We start from the raw sequence: 24,280 nt of genomic DNA, 5'->3' as shown, positions 1-24,280 counted from the left end.
GGGCTTTTGCCGGGCGGGCTTTTGCCGGGCGGGCTTTTGCCGGGCGGGCTTTTGCCGGGCGGGCTTTTGCCGGGCGGGCTTTTGCCGGGCGGGCTTTTGCCGGGCGGGCTGTCGGCGCGGGACGAGGCGGTGGAGCGGGACTTCCTGGTGCCGTCGGCGTCGGTGCGGGCGGATCTGGACCAGAGGGCGGGCGGAAGCAGGACGGCGAGGACCACGGCGGCGGTGGCCAGGATGGCGAGCCACTGCAGCCGGTCAACCGGCACGGGCCAGCGGTCGGCGAACGGCCGGACCGGTGCCGGCGCGAGCAGCCGCAGCAGCACCGCCGAGGCGAGGCCGACCGGGACGGCGACGAGCACCGGCGCGACCGCGGTCCACCGGCCGACGGTGCGGGCGGTCGCCGCGGGCAGGCCCTGGCGGCGCAGCGCGGTGAGCTCGGCGCCGCGCCGGCGGCGGTCGACGGCGGCGACGACCGCGGCGGTGACCGCGGCGAGCAGGAGCGCGACGGCGCCGCCGGCGAGCCCGGCGCGCAGGGTCACGGCCGGGGCGAGGCGGTCCGCCCGGCCGGCGGCCGCGGCGGCGCTGTCACCGCCGACGATGTTGACGCCGGCCGCCTTGAGTTTGCCGGGCAGGTCGGCGGGCGCGGACGGGGCGAGCCAAACCTCGAGCCGTTCCGCGGAGGTGGCGGCCGCACCGTTGGACGGGCCGGCGACGTGGGCGGCGTACTCGAGGTCGACGAGCACCCCCTCACCGCCACCGCGCGGGACCGACGTGACGGTGTGCGGGGCCACCGGTACGTCGACGCCGAAGATCTGCACGCGGGGCACGTCGTTGTCGCCGGACAGCGGGAGGTCGCCCGCGACGAGGGCGGGCAGCGGGACGGGGGTGTCGACGACATAGAGGCGGTTGTCGCGGGGGCGTTCGCTGGGCGGGTCGACGTCCTGCAGGCGGAGCCGGCCGTCGCGCTGACCGGCCTGCACGGTGCTGACGGCCCTGCCGAGGGTGGTCCGCCAGCGGGCCGGGTCGGCGAACGCGGCGCCGTCGACGACGACGGTCCCGCCGGCGCGCAGTTCGAGCAGGTCGACGGGGCCGCGGTCGGTCTCGACGGAGACGAGCCGGCACCCGGCCGCGCACTGCGGCACCGCGACCTCCACAGTGGACTCCACCATCGCAGGCTCCCCCGGCTCCCCCGGCTCCCCCGGCTCCCCCGGCTCCCCCGGCTCCCCCGAGGGCGAACCCGGCTGCGGCGACGCCCCCGGCTCTGGCGACCCGCCCGGTGATGCTCCCGGCTGTGGCGACGTGGGCGACGCACCGGGCTGTGGCGACGCACCCGCCGACGCGCCAGGCGACGCACCCGGCCGTGGCGACGTGCCAGGCGACGCGCCCGGCGATGTGCTCGATGAGGCGCCGGGCTGTGGCGTCGCGGGCGACGCGCCGGCCGACGGTGTGGCCGGTGCCGGGGTCGCGGGCAGGCGGAAGACGGCGGTGACGCGTTCGCCGGAGCCGGCCAGCAGGAGCGTCACCGTCGCGCCCGCCGACGCCGAGCGCAGCGTCAGCGTGGTGCCTGTGAGCGTCAGCGGCGCCGGTGCACCGGCGCGCAGCGGCGGCAGGTCGGTGCCGGTGACCGCCCGCAGGCGGGTGCCGTCGACGGCGATGACGGGCGGGCCGGAGCCGACGCCGATCGCGACGGCCATCGCGTCGCGGCCTCCGGGGTCGGCGGCCCGGACCGCGGCGAGGAGCCGCTCCCGGTCCATCGGCGCGACCTTCAGCACCCGGTCGGCGCCGACCTCGACGGCGGCCCGGTCGGCGCGGGCGCCCGCGGCCCCGGCCCAGTCCTGCGCGGCGACGGCCAGGACGCAGGTGGCCGCCGCGAGGACGGGCACGATCCGGTACGCGGTCCGCCGCCGCCCGAGCGTCAGGCCCGCGAGGGCACCGCCGACGTGTCCGCCGGCAAGGGCCGTCCGGCCGGCGAGCCCTGCCGCTGACAGCAGCGCTCGCGTGGCCAGTACACCGGCGGCCAGGGCGATCAGGAGCGCTGCCGCCTGACCGAGGCCGAAGCCGGTGTCGCGGCGCACGTCGGCGGCCGGCTCGGCGGCCAGCTGGAACACGGCGGCGGCCCCGATGGCGAGGACGCACACCTCGAGGGTCGCGGCGACCAGCGGGCGGCGGGGCTGCACGACCCGCAGCAGCGCCGGCACGCTCGCCCGGGTGGCCGGCCACTCGGCGGCGACGATGATGAGGATCCCGACGGCGAGGGCCTGCCACAGCGCGGGGCGCACCGCGACGGCCCACGCGGCGCCGATGAGCAGCGGCACGAGGCTCTGCCCGGCGGTGCCGGTGAGGATGCGCCACGGCGGGAGCCCGCGGATCGCCATGCGGGCGGCGTCGGCACGGCGTTCCTGTGCCGCGTAGGCCGCCGCGACCGCGATCGCGAGGCCGCCGCACAGCAGCACCTGCAGCTCGACGAGCAGCAGGCCGCGCCGGACCCCGCGGCGGTCGCCCTCGACCGTGGCGGCGAGCGTGGACGCGCCGGAGGACACCTGGACGGACCCGCTGCGCAGACGGGCGACGGTGGCGTCGATGCCGGCCGGGTCGGCGAAGGCGGAGACGGGCAACAGGGCGTCGAAGGTGGCGGTCGCCGCGCCGCCGGGTTTCGCGACGGTGTTGCGCGTGGTGTACGCGGCGACGCCGTCGAGCCCGGACCAGTACCAGCCGAGCGGGTCGGCGGGCGCGAACAGGCCGACGAGGGTCAGCGGGACGACGGCGACGCCGGAGCCGCCGTCCTGGCGCAGCGCGTCGCCGACGCCGAGGCCGAGCTGCCGGGCGACGCCGGGCGTGAGGACGATCTCGCCGTCCCGCTCCGGGCAGCGGCCCTCCAGCATGGTGGCGTTGCCGCAGAACCCGTCGACGGCGCGCAGCTCGGCCGGCAGGCGCAGCGTGCCGGCGCGCAGGACGCCGGAGTACCGCACGCCGGTCACCGAACGGTCGGCGGGGACGCCGGTGATCGTCGCCTGGAACCTGCCGACGATGTCGTCGGGCTGGGTGCCGAGAGCGACGGCGGCGCGGACCGACAGGGTGCGCTCCGCCGGGCCGGCGGCGGCGATCCTGGCGGTGGTGGCGTCGCGCGCCATGGGGCCGGACGCGGCGGCGGCGCCGACGGCCGCGCCCATCGTGACCGCGGCGAGGATCACCATGACGAGCGCGGTGGCGCTCCGGGCCCGGAGCGCGGCGACGATCAGGCCCAACACGTAGAGGACCTTACGTCAGACGAGGCTGTTCTCGGGGTCCAGTGCGCCGGGGGGAGCCACCTCGTGCAGCGGGCCGGCCGGCCCGTAGCGGTGACCCTGGCCGTACCGGCAGCCCAGCGCCGCCATCGAGGCTTCCTGACGATCGGTTTCGATGCCCTCGGCGACGACGGTGACGCCCATGCCGGCACAGATCGAGACGATGGAGCGGCAGATCGCCTCGCTGCGGCCGCCGTCGGCGAGGGTGAAGGAGCGGTCGAGCTTCACCTCGTCGACCGGGATCGCGTGCAGCTGGGCGAGCGCGTTGTACCCGGTGCCGAAGTCGTCGAGGGCGAAGCGGACCCCGAAGCGGCCGAGGCGCCGCACCGCGCCCGCCGCAGCGGACAGGTCGGGCAGCGGGGCGGTCTCGGTGAGCTCGAGCAGCAGCCGGTGCGGGGTGAGGCCGTGCCGCAGCACCGCGGCGCGGACGGTCTCCTCGTGCTCTGGCCGGCCCAGCCGCGCCGCGGACGTGTTGACGTGCACGGCGATGCTCGCCCACGGCCCGCGGAACGCGGCGGCGTCGCGGCACGCACGGTCGAGCACGAAGTCGTCGACGAGCCGGATCAGGCCGATCTCCTCGGCGGTGGCGATGAACATGTCGGCCGAGACCGGGCCGAGGCTCGGGTGGGTCCACCGGGCGAGGGCCTCGACGGCGACGACGGTGCCGTCGTGTAGGCGCACGATCGGCTGGTAGTGCACGTCGAGCCCGCGCCCGTCGCGCAGCGTGTCGGCGAGCATCTCGGCGAGGTCGGAGCTGCCGGTGCCGTCGGGGAGGTCGACGCGGTAGCGCACGAGCGTGCCCTTGCCCTGGCGTTTGCCGGCGTACATGGCGGCGTCGGCCCTGCGCAGCAGCATGTCGGCGGTGTGCGCGGGCCCGTGCGTGCCGGCCTCGACGAGCCCGACGGACGCGGCGACGCCGACGGTGGCGCCGTCGAGGTCGAACGGTTCGCGGAGCGCGGCCATGATCCGGTCCGCGGGCCCGCCGGGGTCGCCGCCGCCTTCGAGGAGCACGGCGAACTCGTCGCCGCCGACGCGGGCGATCGTGTCGCCCTCGCGGACGGCGGCGCGGAGCCGGTCGGCGACGAGGCGCAGGAGCCGGTCGCCGGCGTGGTGGCCGTACCGGTCGTTGACGGCCTTGAAGTCGTCGAGGTCCAGGAACAGCACCGCGAGGGGACGGTTGTCGCGGTGGTGCAGGGCGAGGGCGTGGTCGAGCCGGTCGTGGAACAGCACCCGGTTGGACAGCCCGGTCAGGCTGTCGTGGAACGCCTGGTGGCTGAGCCGCGCCTGACTGTCGGAGAGGCGGTCGAGCAGCACCACGTTCTCGACCAGGGTGACCGCCTGCCGGATGATCAGCAACGAGATGACCGCGGTCTCCACGGCGATCTCGAACATGTCCATCGGCCGGCCCTGCACCAGCTGGATCATGAAGAGGACACCGGTGCCGGCGACCGGCACGTACGGCAGCAGCAGATGCCCCCACCGGTGATGCGGCCGCTTCGGTGCCTCCTGGACCGTCTGCGCTTCATGCGTCGGGGTCGCCGCCGCCACCGCCACGAGGGCCTGACCGGCGATGAACCCGGCGTCGGCGAGCGGTGGCATGCTCTCCGCGCCGGCGGCGACCAGGTAGGCGAAGACGCTGTCGGAGAACGACAGGCAGAACAGCCCGATGCCGAGGATCGACAGCTGCCGCCGGTTCACGGCCGCGGACCTTGCCAGCAGCATGATCACGATGACGGTGAGCAGCAGGTCGGTGACCGGGTACGCGATCGCGACGGTGTAGGCGAACTGGGTGGCGGCACCCGCTCGCACGACGGCGCCGAGGGAGGTGGCCCACGTCAGTACGAACAGCGCGCCGACGACGATGAGCCCGTCGAGGACCATGACGAGCTGCGACGCCACCCGCCGCGGACCGCCGCCGGCGGGACGGTCACCGGCCAGGGCGATGAGCGCCGGCAGCGCGCACACCGGCAGGATCAGGTATCCGGCGTCGGCGAGCGACGGCGAGGGCAGCCCGTCGTCACGGAACAGCTGATACCAGGACCAGATGAACTGCCCGATGGTCCAGCCGCAGGCGCCCGCGCCCATCCACAGCCGCCACCGGCGCTGGGCGCCGGTGTGCCGCCGGGCGGTGATCCAGCAGGTGAGGGTGGCGGCGACCCCCGCGCTGAACTGCGCCAGGTCATCGACGAACAGCGACCACCACGGGCCGAGCACACCCGAGCTCCCGAGGCCGACGGCCCCGAACACCCCGACCACGGCGACGGCGAGCGGGACGGACACGGGTCTGCGCGACACTGAACGCATCCTCACCGGAGGTGATCACGACAACACGCCTCCGTACGCTACCGCAAGCGGGTCGGCACTCAGGTCACGATGTGTCCGCGACCTGTCCGCATTGTGACAACGCGGTCGGTGCGGCCTCCAGCAGCAGGCCGCCGGCCTCGGCGCCTATCCGCAGCCGATGCGGCGGGCGAGGGCCGGGTCCAGCGGGAACACCCGCTCGACCGGCAGCAGCCGCTGCGCCTCGGCGGCCCTTCCCCCACGGACCAGCGCGGCGATCTTCCGCACCGCCGGGGTCAGGTCGGTGATCCCGGTGACCCATTCACCCGGACACTCCCGACCCGGGAACTCACGCCCACAGGCGCGCCGGCGTTCGGAGCCCCGGTCCCGTGCCCGGGGCGCGCGACGCGCAATCCTCTGGTCCGGGTCCGCCCGCCGGGTCCGCCCGCCGGGTCCGCCCGCCGGGTCCGCCCGCCGGGTCGCGGGGCCGGGTCGCGGGGCCGGGTTCCGGCTGCCGGGTCGCGGGTGGTCGGAGTGGCGGGCGGCGGTGTCAGTAGCAGGCGCCGAGGTCGCGGAGCACCTCCGACGCCGACACAGGGTCCAGCGCCGAGAACGGCACGGTGCGCTCGCGTGGCCACTGGTCGCCGCCGGCCGGGCAGATCCAGATGGTCAGGGACTGCTCCGGGTGCTCGGCCGGGGTCCCCATCGCGATGCCCGGGTCGAGGTCGACGATCAGGGTCCCGCCGCCGGGCAGGTCCTGGCCCGCGGGCAGGTCTCGCTCGATCCTGGCCTGATACCCGCCGTCCTGTCCTGCCCGCCGCCACCCGCGCCGCTCCAGGCCGAGCAGCTTGACCGTCAGCGCCCTCCGGTCGTCGAACCGCGTCAGCCTGGTCGCCGCCAGCTCCCCCTCCCGCAACGCGTGGACATCGCGGGCGAGCTGCCGGAACGGTTGCAGGATCTCATAATCCGCGAACACCTCCGCCCACGCCCGCACGTCCAGCCACAAGGGATGCGCCACCGACACGACGGCGTCGTCGGCCAGGACGACAACCGCATCGTCAACGTCCGCCAGGCTGCGATCCTCGGCCAGCCGCACCGCCACGCCGGCATCCCAGCGCCCGCCGACGCCGCCCGCGACACCGGACACAGCACTCTGACCAGCGACGCCGCCGCCCGCGACACCGGACACCGCACTGCGACCGCCGTCCCCGCCCGCCCCCGCACTGCGACCGCCACCCCCGCCGGCCACCGCACCCCGACCACCGACGCCGCCACCCACGACACCGGACACCTCACTCTGACCGGCGACGCCGCCGCCCGCGGCCTCTGCCACGGCGCTCTGACCGGCGACATCCCCCGCGACGGCCGGGGCGATGGCCGGGGCGACGAGCCACACCAGGCGGCGGGCGATCGGCCATAACAGCGGATGCTGCAGGAACGTCCGGCGGAACTCGGCCCCGCTCCACCGCCGACCCATGATCATGGCCCGCTCCAGGCGTTGGACCTGCTCACCGGCCACCTTGCGGGCGGTCTTCTTCACCTCGGCGAACCGCTGCCGCGCGGCCGGCGCGAGCCGCGGGTCGTCGCTCGCCGACGGCGCCGGGAGGTCCTTGCGCCTGGTGCCGGCGGCGTCGACGACGAACGGCTTGAGCTGCTCGTCGAATCCAGCGACGAACCGGCGCGGACCGTAGTCGAGCGTGAGGGTCGCGTCGGCGGTCAGGTCGAGGTGCGGGACGAGCCGGTCGGCGAGCTGGTCGGGGGTCAGGTCCAGAGCTTCCGCGACCTCGCGCAGCTTCAGCTCGGCGCGTGCCTTCACCGCCTTCGCCTTCACCGTCGTGGCGATGTCCTGCAGTTGGGTCAGCGCCGCGTCGGTACCGAGCAGCGCAAGCACATCCAGCCCAGCCGCCGCCCGTTGATGCGCGCCCCGATACGGCCAGTCCCGGACGGCGGCCGCGAGCCGGGCCGCGGTCTCGTCGTCGCCGAGCAGCGCCTGCGCGTCGAGTGTCCAGCTGTCCGCAGGCGGCGCGTCGGCGGCCTCCCACCGCTGCAACAGCGCCCACGCGAACCGGGCCAGATCGGACAGTTCGCAGGTGTCCCGGACGATGGCGATCCCGGCGTACGGCTCATCGACCTTCGACACCATCAGCATCGTCACCAGGTGCCGGGCCGCGTCGCCGGGCAGGACGTGCCCGGTGCCACGCACCCGCACCGGCGGCAGCGTCGCCGGGTCCGCCCACGCCGGCACGAACGGGATCCGGGCGGGCAGGACGTCGAGCGGGTCCGTGTCGAGCAGGTGACGGATCGCCGTGCCGACCTGCGCGCCGTGCCCGGCGGCCGCGGCGATGACCGCGTCCCGGTGACCGGCGGCGGCCAGGGCGAGCAGCGCCTGCTCCGCGTGCCGCCGGGCCGCACCGGGCCTGGCCAGCGCGGCGGGCACGAGCACCCGAGCCGCGGCCGCCGGATGCCGTCGCAGCCACTCGAGGGCGATGACCCGTGCCGCCTTGAGCCGCCCGTGCCACCCGGCGACCAGCAACGCCACCTCCGGCGCCTCGAACGGCATCAGCGCCGGGCCGCCGTCCGCCGGGCTGCGCCGCGCGACCCGCAGCACCAGCGGCAGCGCCGCGACCCCGAACCGCGCCGCGATCCGTGGCAGCCAGTAGTGCGCACCCCAGAGACGCTGCGGGTTCCACGTCGCCAGCAGCGGCCTGACGAGTTCCTCGGGCCCCGCCTCGAACAGGTCGACGGCGAGCCAGTCGTCGAGCGACCCGGCCCGCAACTGCGAGGCGAGCTGCTCGGGATCCTCCCGCCGGACAGCGGTCTTGAGCCCCGCGACGATCCGCTCCCGCTCCCCCGCCGGCCAGCTCGCCACCGGCCCGTCGGTGCACCGGAGATCGGCGATGACCACCGGCTTCGTTGCCGCCCGCCGCCCCTCCCACGGCGGCGTGACCAGCACCGCGGGCAACGCGCCACCCGCCGCGTCCGCTGCTTCGATCGGCGCCCCGGCCGGCCGTTCGGTCGCGGCAGGCACCAGCCCCGGATGCCGCACGACATGCCGCCGCAGCAGCTCGGCAACCTTCGCGCTGTGCTCGCGAGCGGCAGGGCCGGGAGAGCCAACCTCGGAAGAGCCAACCTCGAAAGAAACGGTCTCGGAAGAATCGGTCTCGGAAGAATCGAGCCGGGTAGAGGCGGACCCAGCAGCGGCAGGCCCCGCAACGGCGGGCTCGGAAGAGGCGGACCCGGAAGAGGCAGGCCCCGCAGTGGCAGGCCCCGCAGTGGCCAGCCCGGCAGCGGCGGCGGACAGCAGGCGCATCGCCCGCTCGGGGAACCGCTCGGCGGCGGACTCGACGACGGCCTGGGCGCCCCTGACGTCGAGTGCGCGCAACAGCCCCAGGAACGCACGGTCGGTCGGGATGGCGGCCAGGGTGTTCATCAGCGCGCGCTGCTCGTCGGCGGTGCCCCACTCCCAGCGGCGCCAGCCGTCATAGACGTCGAGGACGGTGTCGCCGAGCCCCTCGGCAAGGGTGTGGATCATCGCGACGCCGCGCAGCAGCCGCCAGCCGGTGGAGTGGATCTGAGGCCGGATCAGCGCCGCCTGGTCCGCGGTGTGCGCGGCGGCCATGAGCAGCGGCGCATGCGGGTGACGACGCCCGTCGACGGCGAGGTCGCGGGCGTCCGCGTCGACCCAGGTGGTCTGCTCGGGCGCGAGGAACGAGGCCGCGAACCGCCGCGCGAACCCCCCGTCCCGCAGCTCCGACAGGGCCCCGATCACGGCTGCGTGGAGGTCGTCGGACGCGGCAGCGAGCGCGACCCGGATCTGGGCGAGCACCTTCTCGACGTCACCGGTGCCGTTCTGCGCGTCGGCCTCACCGCCGCGCCGGACGACCGTCGTGTGCCGTCCCGCGCACGACGGCTTGTCGCAGCGCACGCTGAGCGGGCGGAGCCCGGTGAGCTCGACACCCGCGACGGCGGCGAACTCGAGGCCCATGCCGGCGATCCAGTCGTCGGCGACCGCCCGGTGATCGACGTGCGGCGCCGGGCGGCTCCACAGCAGGATCCCGGCCATGGCGGCCGCCCCGAGCGGAGTCGCGACCTCGGCATCGGCCAGCGCCGCCAGCTCGCCGTCGGGTGAGAGGCGCAGCCCGCCACGCGTGTCCGCCCGGTCCGGCACCGCCCCGCCCACCGGCACGTACGCAATGCGAACACCCCCACGCCGCGGGTGGATGCTCCGCCGCCACGACGCCGGCACCGCCAACCGCGCCACGCCGGGCACGCCGGTCTCGAACGCTCCGGCCCCTCCGCCGAGCGATCCGACGTTGCCCCCGACCACCGGCACCGCCATCGGTCTCCCAGTCACGGCGCAACCCTAGCCAGACCCACCGACACTTTTCGCGGGCCGCGACCGGGATCAGGCGAACACGGGCGGCTGACCGGTCGCCTCCAGCACCGACAGCCACAGGTCGCCACCGGGGTCGACGAGGTTGCGCGAGCTGATGGCGAGGCCGATCGGCACGTGCACGAACCGGCCCCGCCAGCGCCCGACGACCATCTCGGTGCGTCCCGCCATCGCCGCGTGCACCGCCGCGTGCGCGAGCCGGATGCAGTAGACGCTGTCGTACGGGTTCGCCGGCACGCTGCGGATCGTGTAACTGGGGTCGATGTACTTCAGGTTGGCCTCCACGCCGGCGGCCGCGAAGTCGTCGGCGATGCGGTGCCGCAGGTAGCGGCCGAAGTCCTGCAGGCGCACGTTGCCGGACGCGTCCAGCGACGACGCCGCGTCGAAGAGCTCCTGGCCGGCGCCCTCCGCGACGACGATCATCGCGTGTCCCCGGTCGACGACGCGGGCCCGCAGGTGGGCGAGGAAACCACCGGGTCCGTCGAGCTTGAACGGCACCTCCGGGATGAGGACGTAGTCGGCGTCGTTGTTGGCGAGGGCCGCGTAGCACGCGATGAACCCGGAGTGCCGCCCCATCAGCTGCACGAGGCCGATCCCGTTCGGGAACGCGGTGGCCTCCACGTGGGCGGCCCGGATCGCCTCGGTCGCCTTGGCGAAGGCCGTCTCGAAGCCGAAGGAGCGTTCGATGTACGGGATGTCGTTGTCGATCGTCTTCGGTACGCCGACGACGGCGATGCGCCGCCCGCGCTCCGCGACGACCTCGGCGATCTTCAGGGCGCCGCGCATGGAGCCGTCGCCGCCGATGACGAACAGGACGTTGATGGAGAGCTGCTCGAGGCAGTCGACGATCTCGTCCGGGTCCTGGTTGCCGCGGGAGGTGCCGAGGATGGTGCCGCCGTACTCGTTGATACCGGCGACCGCGGCGGCGTCGAGATCGACCACCTCCCGGCCGTAGCGGGCGGTCATGCCCTGGTACCCGTTGCGGAAGCCGAAGATGCGCCGCACGCCGTAGTGGTTGGTGAGCTCCAGGACCAGCGCGCGGATGACGTCGTTGAGTCCCGGGCACAGCCCGCCGCACGTGACGATCCCGGCGCGGGTCTTGGACGGGTCGAAGAAGATCTTGCGGCGGGGGCCGCCGGGCTCGAAGCCGGGCAGCTCCTCGACTGGCACGCCACGGGCCGCGACGAGGGAGACCGTGTCGTCGAGCAGGACCCGGTCGGACTCGTCCACGTAGTGCCGGGTCGTGCGCCCGGTGCGCAGCAGCGCCGCGAGCGGGGAGTCGATGCGGCTCTCGCCGAGCGTCCTGACCTCGAGCCTGGCCCGTTCGTCCACCATGGTCCAATGCTGGTGGACGCGCGTTTCGTACCGGTGAATTCGGTTGAGCGCTTCGCCGCCGCGGGGGATGGTGGAGCGATGCGGGTCACCTTCCACCGGCTTGCCGATCATCAGTGGGCCGACGTGCTCATCCAGCGCGACGACGGCGTCGTCTACCGGATGCACGCCGGGCCGGTGACCGCGCAGGCGCCGCACGACCTCGTGCACTTCACCGTCGAGGACGCCATCGGCATGGCCGACGGGATCTGGGGTTCGATCGCCGGTGGGGTCGTGTTCCGCAGCATGACGCACGTGTCGGGGCGTCGGCCGCCGCACGCCGCGGAGCGTTCGGCGGAGCTCATCCGCGCCAACCGTGACCGGCTGCAGCGCGCCGAGCTGATCGGCGGGTTCGTGGAGCGGGCCGCGGCGATGCCGGACGCGGATCTGGACCGCCTCGCGCCGCAGCCCTTGACGGCCGTCGACCGGACCGCGGTCGTGCGCGCGATCGCCGCGTTGCGGGCCGCGCAGGAGACCTGGGCGCGGCTCGAGGTCGGTGCCGAGCTGACGTTGACGTGGCCGCGGCACCGGCGGCTCGTCCCGCTGGAGCGCAAGGTGCGCCGCCGGCAGCCCACGGTCCGGCGGGCTTCCTAGGTGTACGAACCGGGATAGCCACCCTGACAGAGACACAGCAGGAGCAGGGCGAGCAGGAACGAGATCGCGAGCGTCCAGGCCGCCCGCCGGGCGAGCCTCGTCTGCGGGTCCTCCGGTCCGGGGGTCTTCACGGGCCGGGCGTCGGCGGCGGGCCGGCCGCCGTCCAGGGGGTCGACCCAGCGGGCGGCCTCGGCGGCGAAGCGGTCGCCGTAGGCGGCGTGGTCGGCCGGGATGCGCCCGGCGAGACGGACCGGCAGCGCGTCGAAGTCGCCGCCGTCGCCGACGACGATCACCGCGCCGGGGATCTGCCTGCGGTCGAGGGCCTCCAGCGCGAGGATCGTGTGGCCGGTCGCGTCGGCGTCGGTGCCGGTGACCACGACGACGGGGGCGCGGACGGCGGCCGCGAGATCGGCCACCGTCGAGACGCCACCGCCTGCGAGGATCACCACCCGGTCGTGCTTCGCGGACAAATCGGTCACCACTGCGGCGACAGCATCGAGTCCCGTCCCGGCCGGGAGCTCCGAGATCGCTTGCACATACGGCGTCAGCGGCGCGCCGAAGTCACCCAGTACCACCGCCGCCGCGGTGCCGTCGGTCGTCGCGGCGAGGGCGGCCGCGGCCACCACCCAGTCGACGGACGAAGAGGTCGGGGTCACGACCCACGGGCCGCGCACAGGCAGAGACATCGACACCGATCCTAGGCCCGCGGCGGCGCCGTCGACGACCGGACCACGAGGTGGGTTGCGAGCTCCACGTGCAGAGCGTCCAGCTGATGCCGCTCCAGCAGGCGTACGAGCAGCGAAACGGCCATCCGGCCCATCTCCGGCAGCGGCTGACGGACCGTGGTCAGGTTGGTGGCCTCGGCCAGGTCGATGTCGTCGAACCCGGTCACCGAAAGGTCGTGCGGCACCCGCAGGCCGCGGTCCGCGGCCGCCTGCATCGCACCGACGGCGGCCTTGTCGTTGAACGCGACCAGCGCCGTCGGCGGCTGCGGCAGGTCGAGCAGCGCGCCCGCCGCGCGCCGGCCCTGTTCCGTGGTGGGCTCGATGGCCCGCAGCAGCTCACCGGCGGGCAGCACACCGACATCGGCGAGGGCGGCGTTGTGCCCCGCGAGCCGGGCGTCGCTGGCCAGCCACTCGGTGGGGCCGCCGATGACGCCGATCCTCCGGTGACCGAGGCCGACCAGGTGCGCGGTGACCTTCCGGGCGCCGGCGAAGTGCGCGGCCGAGACCGACACGATGTCCGGTGGCAGCGTGGTGCGCGGGTCGACGACCACGAACGGGATCCGGCGCCGCTGCAGCTCGACGAGGTCCGCGCCCGGCTCCGGCGGCAGGATCACGATGATCCCGCCGATGCCGTCGTGCCGCTCCAGGTCCCGCAGCAGCGGGGTGCGTTGCGCGGCCTCGCCCGCGGTGAGGACCAGCTGGCGGCCGTGCAGCTCGATGGTCTCGGCGATCGAGGAGACGATCAGTCCGAAATAGTCCGTCAGCACGTACGGGCAGCGCAGGTACACCCGGTCGCCGGCCGGCCGTGGGTCGCGGTTGGGTCGCTGCGAGCCGAGCCGCTCCGCCGCCTGGTGCACGAGGTCGCGGGTGTGCGGGGCGACCGTCCCGTGGTCGTTGAGCGCCCGGGAGACCGTGGCGATGGACATGCCCGTCGCCGCCGCGATCTCTCTCACCGTGACCTTGCGCATGCGTTTCAGTCCCCGTTTCACACGTCTTCTGGCAGGACTCTTGACAGTTGGAGGAGCCTGGCTGTTTCCTGGTTCCAGGCGATGTTACACGCGCTGTTTCATTTGTTACAGCTCCCCGACAGGGGTGTCCGGGTCAAGACGGCGACGGTGGGGTGGTCGTCCGGGCCTGGCGGACGGGGCGGGCGGTCGGGGCCGGCCGCCCCGTTCTTTGTCCACAGGCCGGGTGTTGTCCACAGCTGTCGACACGTCGGCAGCCGGGTGCGCGGCGTGGCGGGTAGCTTCAGCGTCGTGTTGTTCATGGTGATCGAGCGGTTCAAGGACGGGCAGGCCCGGCCCGTGTATGACCGCGCCCGCGAGCGGGGCCGGCTCATGCCCGACGGGCTGCGCTATGTCGACAGCTGGGTCGAGGCCAATCTCGCCCGCTGCTTCCAGCTCATGGAGTGCGACGACCTGACGCTGCTCACGACGTGGATCGCCGCCTGGTCCGACCTCGTGGACTTCGAGGTCGTCCCGGTCGTCACCAGCGCCCAGGCCGCAGCGGTCGTCGACGGGTGATCTGATGCTGTTCGCCGCGCTGATCGTCGTCGCCGTGGTGGTGCTGCACGGCTATCTGTGGCTGCGCCTGGTGCGTGACACCACCGACCGGCCGCGGGTCCGCCGCGCGGGCGCCTGGGTCGCGGGGGCGCTGGCGTTGCTGTTCGCCGTGACGGCTGTCGGCAACAGGGCGCTGCCCCGGCGGTATGAGCCGGCGCTCGAGCGTGTCGTCGGCTGGCCGGGGTATGTGTGGCTGGCACTCGCCGGGTATCTCGTCCTCGCGCTGATCGTCCTCGAACTGCCCGCCTGGCTGGCCCGCGGAGTCGTGACGGCACGGGCCGGGCGCGGCGGGGCACCGCGGGCAGCAGCACGGAACCCGACCCTCGCCCCCGGGAAAGCAGCAGAGGACGCACGCAAGGAGCCCGCCACAACACGGGACGGGGCAGCGCGGGACGACGCAGGGCGGGACGACGCAGGGCGGGACGAGACAACACGGGACGACGCAGCGCGGGACGCAAGCGGGGGGACAGCGCGGGACGCGGGTGCGGGGGTCGACCGGGCGCGGCGGCTGCTGGTGGCTCGCGGTGCCGCGATCGTCGCCGGGCTGGCGGCGACCGGGGTCACGACGGCCGGGATGATCAGCGCGCTCGGGCCGCCCACGATCCGGCGCGTCCGGATTCCGTTGCGGAAGCTGCCGCGTGGGATGGACGGCACCCGGATCGCGCTCGTCTCCGATGTCCATCTGGGCGCGTTGCTCGGGCGGGCGCACACCGAGCGGGTCGTGGCCGCGGTCAATGCCCTCGACGCGGACATCGTGGCGATGGTCGGGGATCTCGTCGACGGCACGGTCGGCGACCTCGCACCCGCGGCGGAGCCCCTGCGCGGGCTGCGCAGCCGGCGGGGTGCGTATTTCGTGACGGGCAACCACGAGTACTTCTCCGGGCACGAGGACTGGATCGAGCACGTCGGCGAGCTGGGGCTGCGGGTGTTGCGCAACGCGCGGGTGGAGCTCGACGGCCTCGATCTCGCCGGGGTCAACGACGCGACCGGCGGCACCGTCGGCGACCCGCCGGACTACGACCTGGCGCTCGGCGGCCGCGATCCGGCCCGGCCCGTCGTGCTGCTCGCCCATCAGCCGGTCCAGGCGCACGAGGCCGCGAAGCGGGGCGTGGACCTGCAGCTGTCCGGGCACACGCACGGCGGGCAGTTGTGGCCGTTCCACTATGTGACCAGGATGTCCCAGCCGCTGATCACGGGGCTGGGCGAGGTCGGGGGGATGCCTGTCTATGTCACCAACGGGGCCGGTTTCTGGGGGCCTCCGGTGCGGGTCGGCGCGGCGCCCGATGTGACGTTGGTCGAACTACGCGCCGGGTGATCGTGGAAGGCGGGGTTCATGACGTAGGATGGCGGCGTGATGCAGGGGTATTGGCGCTTTACCGTGGCTCCGGGTGGAGCCGGCGGGCGTTTGCGCTGACCTGACATCACCCGGAGCCAGCAAGGGCAGAGACCAGCGTCTCTGCCCTTTGTCGTGTCACACGGCGGGCTGGAGCACCGGGCCCGCCTCAACCTGGGAGAGAGACGGGACATGAACACCAGCAACCTGCGCGTCACCGGGTACCGGCCGCTCGTCACGCCGCGCGAGCTGCAGGCCGAGCTGCCCATGGACGACGCCCGCGCCGAGGTCGTGCGACGATCCCGCGACGAGGTCCACGCGATCGTGACCGGCGCCGATGATCGGCTGCTCGTCGTCGTGGGGCCGTGTTCGGTGCACGACCCGGTCGCCGCCGTCGACTACGCGCGCCGCCTCGCCGCTGTCGCCGCGCAGCACACCGCCGACCTGTGCGTCGTGATGCGGGTGTACTTCGAGAAGCCCCGCACCACCGTCGGCTGGAAGGGTCTCATCAACGACCCGGGCCTCGACGAGACGTTCGACGTGCCGACCGGGCTGCGACTCGCCCGCCGGCTGCTGCTCGACGTGCTCGGCCTGGGCCTGCCCGTCGGGTGCGAGTTCCTCGAGCCGACCAGCCCGCAGTACATCGCCGACGCCGTGTCGTGGGGTGCGATCGGGGCGCGGACGCCGGAGAGCCAGGTGCACCGGCAGCTCGCGTCGGGCCTGTCGATGCCGGTCGGGTTCAAGAACGCCACCGACGGCGACGTCCAGGTCGCCATCGACGGCTGCCACACCGCGGCGAGCCGGCACGTGTTCTTCGGCGTCGACGAGGACGGCCGCGCCGCCGTGGTGGAGACCACCGGCAACCCCGACTGCCACATCATCCTGCGCGGCGCCCGCTCCGGGCCGAACTACGGCGCGCAGGACGTCACCGACGCTCTCGCCCGGCTGGAGAAGGCGGGCATGCCGCAGCGCCTCGTCGTCGACGCCAGCCACGGCAACAGCGGCAAGGACCACGTCCGCCAGGCCGCGGTCGGCCGCGAGATCGCCGAGCAGATCGCCGCGGGCCAGGACGGCATCGCCGGTGTGATGCTGGAGAGCTTCCTCGTCGAGGGCCGCCAGGACCTCGGCGGCGAGCTCGCGTACGGCAAGAGCGTCACCGACGCCTGCATGTCCTGGGACACCACCGAGACCCTCCTCGCCGACCTCGCCACCGCCGTCCGCGCCCGCCGGGGATAACGACGACGAGAAGCCCGCCGGGCACGACAGGCCACGGGACGGCCCGCCGGGCTACGAGAGCAGCCGGTTGGTCCAGCCACCTTCGATGATGCCGCGGCCGTCGGTCCAGATGCCCCAGTCGACGACGGCCGCGGCGTCGACGGTCGTCGGTGTCCCGGCTCGCACCGACGGGTCCGTCTCCGCGTCCGACATGCTCACGCCGTGGATGCGGGACGGGTCCGGCCAGCCGGTGACGGTGGACCACACGTATTCGCGGCGCGGGCCGGGCAGGCCGTGCTTGACGATCAGCCAGGCCGGCGCCGCGATCGTCCCGGCCAGGAACCGCGCCCGGGCGGCCGGCAGCGCGGCGCGGGCGGCGGCGATCGCGGCGTCCATCCGGGCGTCACGGGGCGCCCGGCGGATCCCGGTCGCCGGGCCCCCGAACAGCGCCGCGCTCACCGACGTCAGGAACTCCCCCGCAACGCGCGGCGCGGCTTCCGGCGGCAGCACGGTCAGGAACGCCTGCCCGTCGAACCGGTCCGGAGGGTCGAGCCGCAGCCGGACCTCCGCGTAGCCACCGGTGGGCGCATCCTGCCCGTGCGCGCGGGCGACGTCGCCGGCGGTGACCATCAGCCGGGACGGCAGCGCGACGAAGCTCGGCTCACCCTGCAACGCCAGCGTCCAGTCCCGGACCAGGGCCGACGCGAGCCCGCAGAGCGCCCGCGTCCAGGCGGTGGCGAGCACCGGCGGGACGTCGAGCACCTGCAGCTCCGGCAGCCCGAACCGGCCGAGCCCCTTCGTGGTCATCCACAGTCCCCGCGCGCCCGACGACTGCGGCACGAGCACCCACCGGGTCAGCACGACCCGCCCGTCGGGGCCGGGCAGCGACCGCACCACCGCGGCCGGCGCGACGATCTGCGGGGTGAACATGTCGACGAGCGTCCCGCCGGTCAGCTCCGCCAGCCCTGCCGCGATCCCCCGCGCGTGCCACTCGTGCGCCGGCGGCCACCCCGGCCGGAACACCGCCTGACACACGATCACGTGCGTCGCTGCTCCCAGCTCCCGCACCTGGCCCGCCGACGCGCCGAACACCTCCAGGAACGCCAGCGGCAACGGCGGCGCGTCCCCGGCCGCCGACACGGTCACGCTGATCAGCGGCCCCGCCAGCATCCGCAGCGCCCCGCCCCGCAACGGCTCCGGCAACCGCTGCGCCGCCTCCCGGGCCGCGGCCTGCACGTCCACCGGCGGCCGCGAGGTCACCACCACGTACGTGGCCTCCACCAGCTCAGGCACGCTCAGCGTCACCGGGTCGTCCATACCGGCCATCCTCCCCCTCGCGGTGAGCGATGTCCGTCCCCCGGCCCGGCCGATGCGACACCCGACGACCCCGAACGCCGTGTCGATGCCTGCTCGACCGTCAGGCGAGGCGGAGTTCGCGGCCGGGCCAGCGGGAGCGGAGCCAGCGGTCGTGGCTGGCGACGACGATCGTGCCGGGGGCCGTGCCCAGGGCGTCCTCCAGTTCGTCGGCGAGGCGCGGGGACAGGTGGTTGGTGGGCTCGTCGAGCAGGAGCAGTTCCGGCGGGTCGGCCACCAGGAGTGCCAGGGCGAGCCGGCGGCGCTGGCCGACCGACAGGTCCGCCAGCGGCCTGGCCAGGTCGCGCGGGGCGATCAGGCCCAGTGATCGCAGCGGCACGGCCTCGGCGCGGTCCGGGCCCAGGGCGAGTTCATAGGTGGCGGCCACGGTGCGGTCGGGGCGGTCGAAGACCGTGTCCTGGGCGAGCATGCCCACCTTCAGGCCGCGGCGGCGGGAGACGGTGCCGGCGAACGAAACCAGACCGGCGAGGACCGCGAGGAGTGTCGACTTGCCGGCGCCGTTGGGGCCGGTGACCAGGAGACGGTCGCCGGCAGGCACGTCGAGACGGTCGAGGGTCAGCCGGCCCGGCACCGAGAGCGACGCGGCCGAGACCAGCAGACCGTCGGCCGAAGACGCCGTCAGGAAGCCGTTGAAGCGCAGCGGCACCGGGGGTTTGCGGACCTGGGCGCGGGTGAGGTCGTCGAGGCGGCGGGTGGCGCTGCGGACGCGGCGGGAGATCTGCTGCTGGACGCGGCCCGCGGTGTGGCCGTAGCCCATCTTCTCGCTGTCGCGGCGTTCCCGGCCGGGGGCGACCTGGTGCGCGGTGACGGCGACCGCACGGCGCAGGTCCGATATCTCGGCTTGCTCCTCGACGAACCGGCGCTCCCAGCGGTCCCGTTCGGCCAGGCGGAACGCTTGGTACGACGTGTAGTCGCCGCCGAAGCGGATGGGGCCGTCGACGGCGGGGTCGAGGTCGACGAGGTCGGTGCAGACGGCGTCGAGGAACGCGCGGTCGTGGCTGGCGAGGACGACGGCGCCGGGCAGGTCGCGCAGGTGCGCCTCCAGGAACGCGGCGGCGTCGTCGTCGAGGTGGTTGGTCGGCTCGTCCAGCAGCAGGGCGGCCGGGCGGCGGATGAGCACGGCGGCGAGGGCGAGCCGGCCGCGCTGCCCGCCGGAGAGGGAGCCGAGGGTACGCGCGGAGGCCAGGTCCCCGAGGCCGAGCCCGGCGAGGACGAGCTCGGCGCGCCGGTCGGCGTCCCACGCCTCGTGCAGCTGCGCACGCTCCAGTACGTCGCCGTACTCCTCGAGGGTCAGCCCATCAGGGGCTTCGAGCGCGGCGAGGTCCGCACGGATCTCGCGCAGGGCGTCGTCGACGACGTCGGCGATGGTCGCCGAGGCGTCGAACGGCATCTCCTGGTGCAGGTAGCCGAGGTCGGCGGGGCGTTCGACGGTGCCCGTCTCGGGTTCGTCGGCGCCGGCCAGGAGCCGCAGCAGGGTGGACTTCCCCGCGCCGTTCTCGCCGATGAGGCCGATGCGGTGGCCGGGCGAGGCGGTCAGGGAGACGCCGTCGAGCACTCGACGGCCGTCATACGTGCGGACGAGGTCATATGCGAGCAGGGCGGAAGAGGACATGCGGACACCACCGGCAAGGAACGTCGGGAACCCGCCGGGCAGGCAGTGCCTCGGGCGCGGGTCGGGAGGTGTCAGCGGCTCACATCTCCTCCAAGGTACCCCACGGAAAGGATCTACGGCAGCATGGCGTCGGCCACAGCCCGCCGGGCGGGGTTGTTGCCGCCCCTGGTGGCGTCGGGGTGGACGCGGTTGGTGAGCAGGACGAGGGCGATGCGGCGGGACGGGTCGCACACCATGGACGTGCCGGTGAAGCCGGTGTGCCCGAAGGCGCCCTTTCCCGCGAGCTTCCCCATGTACCAGGCCTGGTCGACGTCGACCCCGAGCCCGTGCGCGGCGGCGGGGCCGAGCCGCCGGTTCGCGTCGGTGCGCATCAGGTCCACTGTGGACGGCCGCAGCAGCGCGCCGCCGCCGGAGAGCAACGCTCGTCCCAGCAACGCCACGTCGGCGGCCGTAGCGAAGAGCCCGCGCGGCGTCGTACCGGACGGCGTCGCCGAACGCGAAGTGCGCCACGACGGCCCCGTCGACGGCGGCGAAGACCACACCGCCGGGGAACATCGCCGAGGCCACGAACGGCGTCACCGCGTCCCGTAGCCGCCCGGCACGGGACCTGCCGGTCCGCCACGGCGAAGGGGTGGCGACCGGCAACGTCCAGGGCGAGACGGGCGACGGAGACGATGACGGCAAGGGACGGGGCGCCCCGTGAGCGGTGCAGCCCGCCAGAGCGCCCAGCAGAGCACCGGCGATCAGTTCGCGGCGCCGCACTACGAGGGCGACCGCACGGCCTCGTACATCGCGGCCATGTCGTCCCCGGCGAATCCGCGGTCGGCCGCGGAGGCCAGCAGCGCCGCCGCTGCGTCCACAATGGACCGGTCGACGCCGACGGACGCGGCGAGGTCCCCGACCAGCCCGGCGTCCTTCAGCGCGCCGCTCACCGGGAACGCCACCGGATACGAACGGTCCATCATGGACGGTGCCTTCGCGTGCAGGTACGGCATGTCGAGCGCGCCGCCGGACACCAGTTGCAGGAACAGCGCGGGGTCGAGGCCGAGCCCGTCGGCGAGCGCGACGCTCTGTGCCATCCCCGCGACCGAGGTCAGCACCCAGCTGTTGACGACCAGCTTGATCCGGCTGCCCGCACCGGCCTCACCCAGCCATGTCACCTTCGCCGCGATCGGCCCGCACAGCTCCTCGACCCGCTCGCGGACGTCGGCGGGCCCGGACGCGAGGACGTTGAGCTTCCCCTGCTCGGCGGGCTGCCGCGTGCCGAGCATGGGCGCGTCGACGTAGACCAGCCCGAGCTTGGACGCCAGCACTCCCAGGTCGTCGGCGCCGGGCACCCCGACGGTGCTCAGCTGCAGCCACAGCGTGCCGGGCGGCGGCGCCGCCGCGGTCATGACCGACGCCACGGAGGCGGCGTCGAACAGCACGGTCACCACCACGTCGGCGCCCTCGGCGCACGCGGCGGGCGTGTCGCAGACGGCCGCACCGTCGGGCGCCAGGGCCTCGGCGGTCTCAGCCGTGCGGTTCCAGACCCGCACCGGGTGGCCGGCCCGCAGCCAGTTCCGCGCGACGGCCGCGCCCATGATCCCGGTCCCCAGCACTGCGACGGTCATCCGTTGCCCCTTTCCGAAGCCCGGACCCCATTCTTCCACCGGAGGACCGGGTGCCGAAGCTGGACAGCGCCGACTCCAGCAGCGGCAGCGCGTGCAGGACCTGCCCCGATCGGATGAGGACGTCCCACACCCGTTCGAACTTCTTCCACCCGCCCGCGTACGCCAGGTGCCGCATCCGGTCCCCCAAGCGCTCCTTGACCGCCGCGCCCCGCCACAGGTTGCCCCACCGGTAGAAGTCCTTGTACGCCCGCCAATAGCCGTCGGAGAGCTGCTGCGCCGTCATGCCGCGGGGCTCGTGGACGACGTGCCGCGTGTCGTACAGCTCCCAGTCCCGATGCAGGATCCGGCCTTCCGACGAGATGCGGCGGAACAGGCCGGTGCCCGGATAGGGGGTCATGATGTGGAACGTCGCGGTCTCGATCCCCTGCCGCACGGCCCAGTCCACGGTGCGGTCGAAGACGTCGGGACCGTCGGAGTCCATGCCGAACACGAAGCTGGCGTTCACCATCACGCCCGCGTCGCGCAGCCGCCGCACGACCTCGCCGTAGTCGCGCCCGACGTTCTGCCGTTTGCGCTGCTCGGCGAGGTTGCCGGCGTTGATGGTCTCGAAGCCGACGAAGAGGCTGCGCAGGCCTGATTCCACGGCCCGCTCCAGCAGCCCGGGCCGCAGGACGGCGTCGACGGTGCCGGCCGCCTGCCACACCCGGCCCGTGCCGCGCATCCCGGCGAACAGCTCGGTGGCGAAGCGTCGGTTGCCGAACAGGTGGTCGTCGAGGAAGTACAGGTGACGCCCCGGCAGCCGGTCGATCTCGGCGAGCGCGTCGTCGACGGCCTGGGTGTAGAACGACCTCCCGCCCTCGAAGAACGCGTCCTTGTAGCAGAAGTCGCAGTGGTGCGGGCAGCCGCGGGAGACGACGATCGAGTTCGGCACCAGGTAGCGGTGGCGTTTGATGAGGTCGCGCCGGATCGGCGGCAGTCCTTCGAGGGTGCGCTGTTTCGAGGTGTACCGCGGCAGCGTCGAACGCCGTCGCAGGTCGGCCAGGAAGACGGGCCAGGTGTCCTCCCCCGGCCCGAGGAAGACGCTGTCGGCGTGCGCGGCGGCCTCGTCGGGCAGGGAGGTGACGTGCAGCCCGCCGAGCGCGACGAACACCCCACGGGCGCGGAACCAGTCGGCGAGCTCGTAGGAGCGCCGGGCCGAGGTGATGTACACCTGGATGACCACCAGATCGGGCAGCTCCCCCAGAAGGCCCGGGTCGAAGCGCTCGACGTGCTCGTCGACGATGCGCACCTCGTCGTCGCCGGGCAGATAACCGGCGAGGGTCGCCAGGCCGAGCGGGGGGAAGAGGCTGTACTTGATCGGCCGGAAGAGAGGGCTGGTCGCCTCGGTCAGGGCCGGAAGGATCATCAGCACCCGCATGCATCGACCGTATTATCCGGCGCTGGACGGCTGGTGTGCGAGATGTGGAGATGTCGTGCGTCGTAGGCTTTGCGGGGTGAAGACCTTCCCGCTCGGCGACCGCGCCGTCCACCGGATCGGCTTCGGCGCGATGCAGCTGCCCGGCCGGGGTGCCTTCGGGCCGCCCCGGGACCGGGCCGAGGCCCTGGCCGTGGTGCGGCGCGCGGTCGAGCTCGGCGTCGATCACATCGACACCGCGCAGTACTACGGCCCCGACGTCGCCAACGAGCTGCTCAGGACCGCCCTGCACCCGTACGACGCCCGGCTCGTCCTGGTCAGCAAGGTCGGCGCGGCGCGCGACGCCAAGGGCGGCTGGCTGCCCGCGCATGAGCCCGAGCAGCTGCGCGCCGGCGTCCTGGACAACCTGCGCTCCCTCGACGTGGAGCGCCTCGACGTGGTGAACCTCCGGGTGACCGGCGCCGACGGCGACTTCGACGCGCAGCTGGACGCGATGATCGCGATCCGCGACGAGGGGCTGATCGGCGGGGTCGGCCTGAGCAACGTCACCCTGGCGCAGCTGGAGCACGCGCTGACCCGCACCCCGGTCGCGTGCGTGCAGAACCCGTACAACCTGGTCGACCGCGGCGGCGAGGACGTGCTGCGGGCGTGCACGGCCCGGGACATCGCCTTCGTGCCGTTCTTCCCGCTCGGCGCCGCGTTCGGCCGCGAACGGGTCCTGGGCCACCCGGCGGTGAAGGCCACGGCGCTGCGCCTCGACGTCACCCCCGCGCAGGTCGCCCTCGCGTGGATCCTCGCGGTGGCGCCGAACACGCTGCTCATCCCCGGCACCGCCACGCTGGAGCACCTCGAGGAGAACGTCGCCGCCGGGCGGGTCGCCCTCGACGACGAGGCGATGACGTCGCTGACGGCGCTGACGGCGGGATGAGCTCCCGGAAGAACCTCCTGGCCCTCGCCGTGCTGGCGTACCTGAGCCAGGCGCCGATGCACCCGTACGAGCTGTCCAAGACGCTGCGGGCGCACGGCGACGACCGCAGCATCAAGTTCACCCACGGCTCGGTCTACATGGTGGTCGAGCAGCTGCTGAAGGCCGGCCTGATCGCGGAGCAGGAGACCACCCGCGACGGGCAGCGCCCCGAACGCACCGTCTACGGCATCACCCCGGACGGGCGGGCCGAGCTGCGGGACTGGCTGCGGGACCTGGTCGGCACGCCCCGGCACGAGTTCCCGGCGTTCGGCTCGGCGCTGTCGCTGGTCAGCGCCCTGCACCCGGACGTCGTCGTGGAGCTGCTCCAGCAGCGCCTGGTGCGTCTGGAGGAGCAGCGCGCCGAGGCGGCCGAGCTTGCCGCAGGAGCCACGCCGCACCCGTTGTTCCTGGTCGAGGAGGCGTACCGGCAGGGCCTGCTCGAGGCGGAGATCGCGTTCGTCCGGAGGTTCGTCGAGCAGATCACGGACCCGGTCGACGGCTGGGGCCCGATGTGGGCGGCGTACCACGAAACCTAATAGTTGACTC

16 protein-coding genes and 1 pseudogene are annotated in these 24,280 nt (G+C 74.2%); 6 read left to right on the top strand and 11 right to left on the bottom strand.

Annotated elements, in window-relative coordinates:
* The 4 genes and pseudogenes from ABZS58_RS06810 to ABZS58_RS06795 form a co-directional block, all read right to left on the bottom strand.
* A pseudogene (locus ABZS58_RS06810) lies at window positions 1-3,245 on the bottom strand (hypothetical protein); the annotation flags it as partial.
* Window positions 3,246-3,260: 15 nt separating this feature from the next.
* Complete coding sequence (locus ABZS58_RS06805) at window positions 3,261-5,576, bottom strand: EAL domain-containing protein (protein WP_354778382.1); 2,316 nt, start codon at window positions 5,574-5,576, stop codon at window positions 3,261-3,263.
* A gap of 535 nt (window positions 5,577-6,111) precedes the next feature.
* The gene (locus ABZS58_RS06800; RefSeq protein ID WP_354778380.1) at window positions 6,112-9,915 is read right to left on the bottom strand and encodes a DUF4132 domain-containing protein; all 3,804 of its coding nucleotides are present in this window, start codon (window positions 9,913-9,915) and stop codon (window positions 6,112-6,114) included.
* A 51-nt stretch (window positions 9,916-9,966) separates the two neighbouring features.
* Window positions 9,967-11,289, bottom strand: a complete 1,323-nt coding sequence (locus ABZS58_RS06795) for an ATP-dependent 6-phosphofructokinase (RefSeq protein ID WP_354778378.1) — start codon at window positions 11,287-11,289, stop codon at window positions 9,967-9,969.
* Window positions 11,290-11,367: 78 nt separating this feature from the next.
* Here ABZS58_RS06795 and ABZS58_RS06790 point away from each other — a divergent pair, with 78 nt between their 5' ends.
* Entirely contained in the window at window positions 11,368-11,919 is a 552-nt protein-coding gene (locus tag ABZS58_RS06790; RefSeq protein WP_354778376.1) for a hypothetical protein, read from the top strand.
* On the opposite strand, the gene ABZS58_RS06785 is transcribed toward ABZS58_RS06790, so the two are convergent.
* Window positions 11,916-12,605: a hypothetical protein gene (locus tag ABZS58_RS06785; RefSeq protein WP_354778374.1), complete on the bottom strand. Its 690-nt coding sequence runs from the start codon at window positions 12,603-12,605 to the stop codon at window positions 11,916-11,918. The two genes, ABZS58_RS06790 and ABZS58_RS06785, sit on opposite strands and share 4 nt — an antisense overlap.
* A gap of 11 nt (window positions 12,606-12,616) precedes the next feature.
* Window positions 12,617-13,612 (bottom strand): LacI family DNA-binding transcriptional regulator, encoded by a 996-nt coding sequence (locus ABZS58_RS06780; RefSeq protein WP_354778372.1) that lies wholly within the window; start codon window positions 13,610-13,612, stop codon window positions 12,617-12,619.
* Window positions 13,613-13,909: 297 nt separating this feature from the next.
* On the opposite strand from ABZS58_RS06780, the gene ABZS58_RS06775 reads away from it, so the two are divergent.
* From ABZS58_RS06775 to ABZS58_RS06765, 3 genes are all read left to right on the top strand, one after another.
* A complete protein-coding gene (locus tag ABZS58_RS06775) occupies window positions 13,910-14,167 on the top strand; it encodes a DUF3303 family protein (protein WP_354778588.1) in 258 nt (85 codons plus the stop codon).
* Window positions 14,168-14,171: 4 nt separating this feature from the next.
* Window positions 14,172-15,521, top strand: a complete 1,350-nt coding sequence (locus tag ABZS58_RS06770; RefSeq protein WP_354778370.1) for a metallophosphoesterase — start codon at window positions 14,172-14,174, stop codon at window positions 15,519-15,521.
* 210 nt (window positions 15,522-15,731) lie between these two features.
* Entirely contained in the window at window positions 15,732-16,775 is a 1,044-nt protein-coding gene (locus tag ABZS58_RS06765; RefSeq protein WP_354778368.1) for a 3-deoxy-7-phosphoheptulonate synthase, read from the top strand.
* 51 nt (window positions 16,776-16,826) lie between these two features.
* Here ABZS58_RS06765 and ABZS58_RS06760 read toward each other — a convergent pair whose 3' ends face one another.
* From ABZS58_RS06760 to ABZS58_RS06740, 5 genes are all read right to left on the bottom strand, one after another.
* A complete protein-coding gene (locus tag ABZS58_RS06760) occupies window positions 16,827-18,071 on the bottom strand; it encodes a DUF2314 domain-containing protein (protein ID WP_354778366.1) in 1,245 nt (414 codons plus the stop codon).
* Window positions 18,072-18,171: 100 nt separating this feature from the next.
* Window positions 18,172-19,740 carry an ABC-F family ATP-binding cassette domain-containing protein gene (locus ABZS58_RS06755; protein WP_354778364.1) on the bottom strand — a complete coding sequence of 523 codons (1,569 nt, stop codon included), beginning with the start codon at window positions 19,738-19,740 and terminating at the stop codon, window positions 18,172-18,174.
* Between the two features lie 113 nt (window positions 19,741-19,853).
* Complete coding sequence (locus ABZS58_RS06750) at window positions 19,854-20,282, bottom strand: serine hydrolase (RefSeq protein WP_354778360.1); 429 nt, start codon at window positions 20,280-20,282, stop codon at window positions 19,854-19,856.
* A gap of 219 nt (window positions 20,283-20,501) precedes the next feature.
* Complete coding sequence (locus ABZS58_RS06745; protein WP_354778358.1) at window positions 20,502-21,353, bottom strand: NAD(P)-dependent oxidoreductase; 852 nt, start codon at window positions 21,351-21,353, stop codon at window positions 20,502-20,504.
* Window positions 21,253-22,770 (bottom strand): radical SAM protein, encoded by a 1,518-nt coding sequence (locus tag ABZS58_RS06740; protein WP_354778357.1) that lies wholly within the window; start codon window positions 22,768-22,770, stop codon window positions 21,253-21,255. The genes ABZS58_RS06745 and ABZS58_RS06740 overlap by 101 nt, the downstream gene beginning before the upstream one ends.
* A gap of 76 nt (window positions 22,771-22,846) precedes the next feature.
* Here ABZS58_RS06740 and ABZS58_RS06735 point away from each other — a divergent pair, with 76 nt between their 5' ends.
* Together ABZS58_RS06735 and ABZS58_RS06730 are read left to right on the top strand one after the other, a co-directional pair.
* Entirely contained in the window at window positions 22,847-23,695 is an 849-nt protein-coding gene (locus ABZS58_RS06735) for an oxidoreductase (RefSeq protein WP_354778355.1), read from the top strand.
* On the top strand, window positions 23,692-24,270 hold the full coding sequence (locus ABZS58_RS06730) for a PadR family transcriptional regulator (protein ID WP_354778353.1): 579 nt from the start codon (window positions 23,692-23,694) through the stop codon (window positions 24,268-24,270). The genes ABZS58_RS06735 and ABZS58_RS06730 overlap by 4 nt, the downstream gene beginning before the upstream one ends.
* Window positions 24,271-24,280 lie beyond the last annotated feature (10 nt).

Source organism: Dactylosporangium sp. NPDC005555 (assembly GCF_040605635.1).
GTDB lineage: Bacteria > Actinomycetota > Actinomycetes > Mycobacteriales > Micromonosporaceae > Dactylosporangium.
This window is presented reverse-complemented; position numbering and strand designations above follow the sequence as displayed.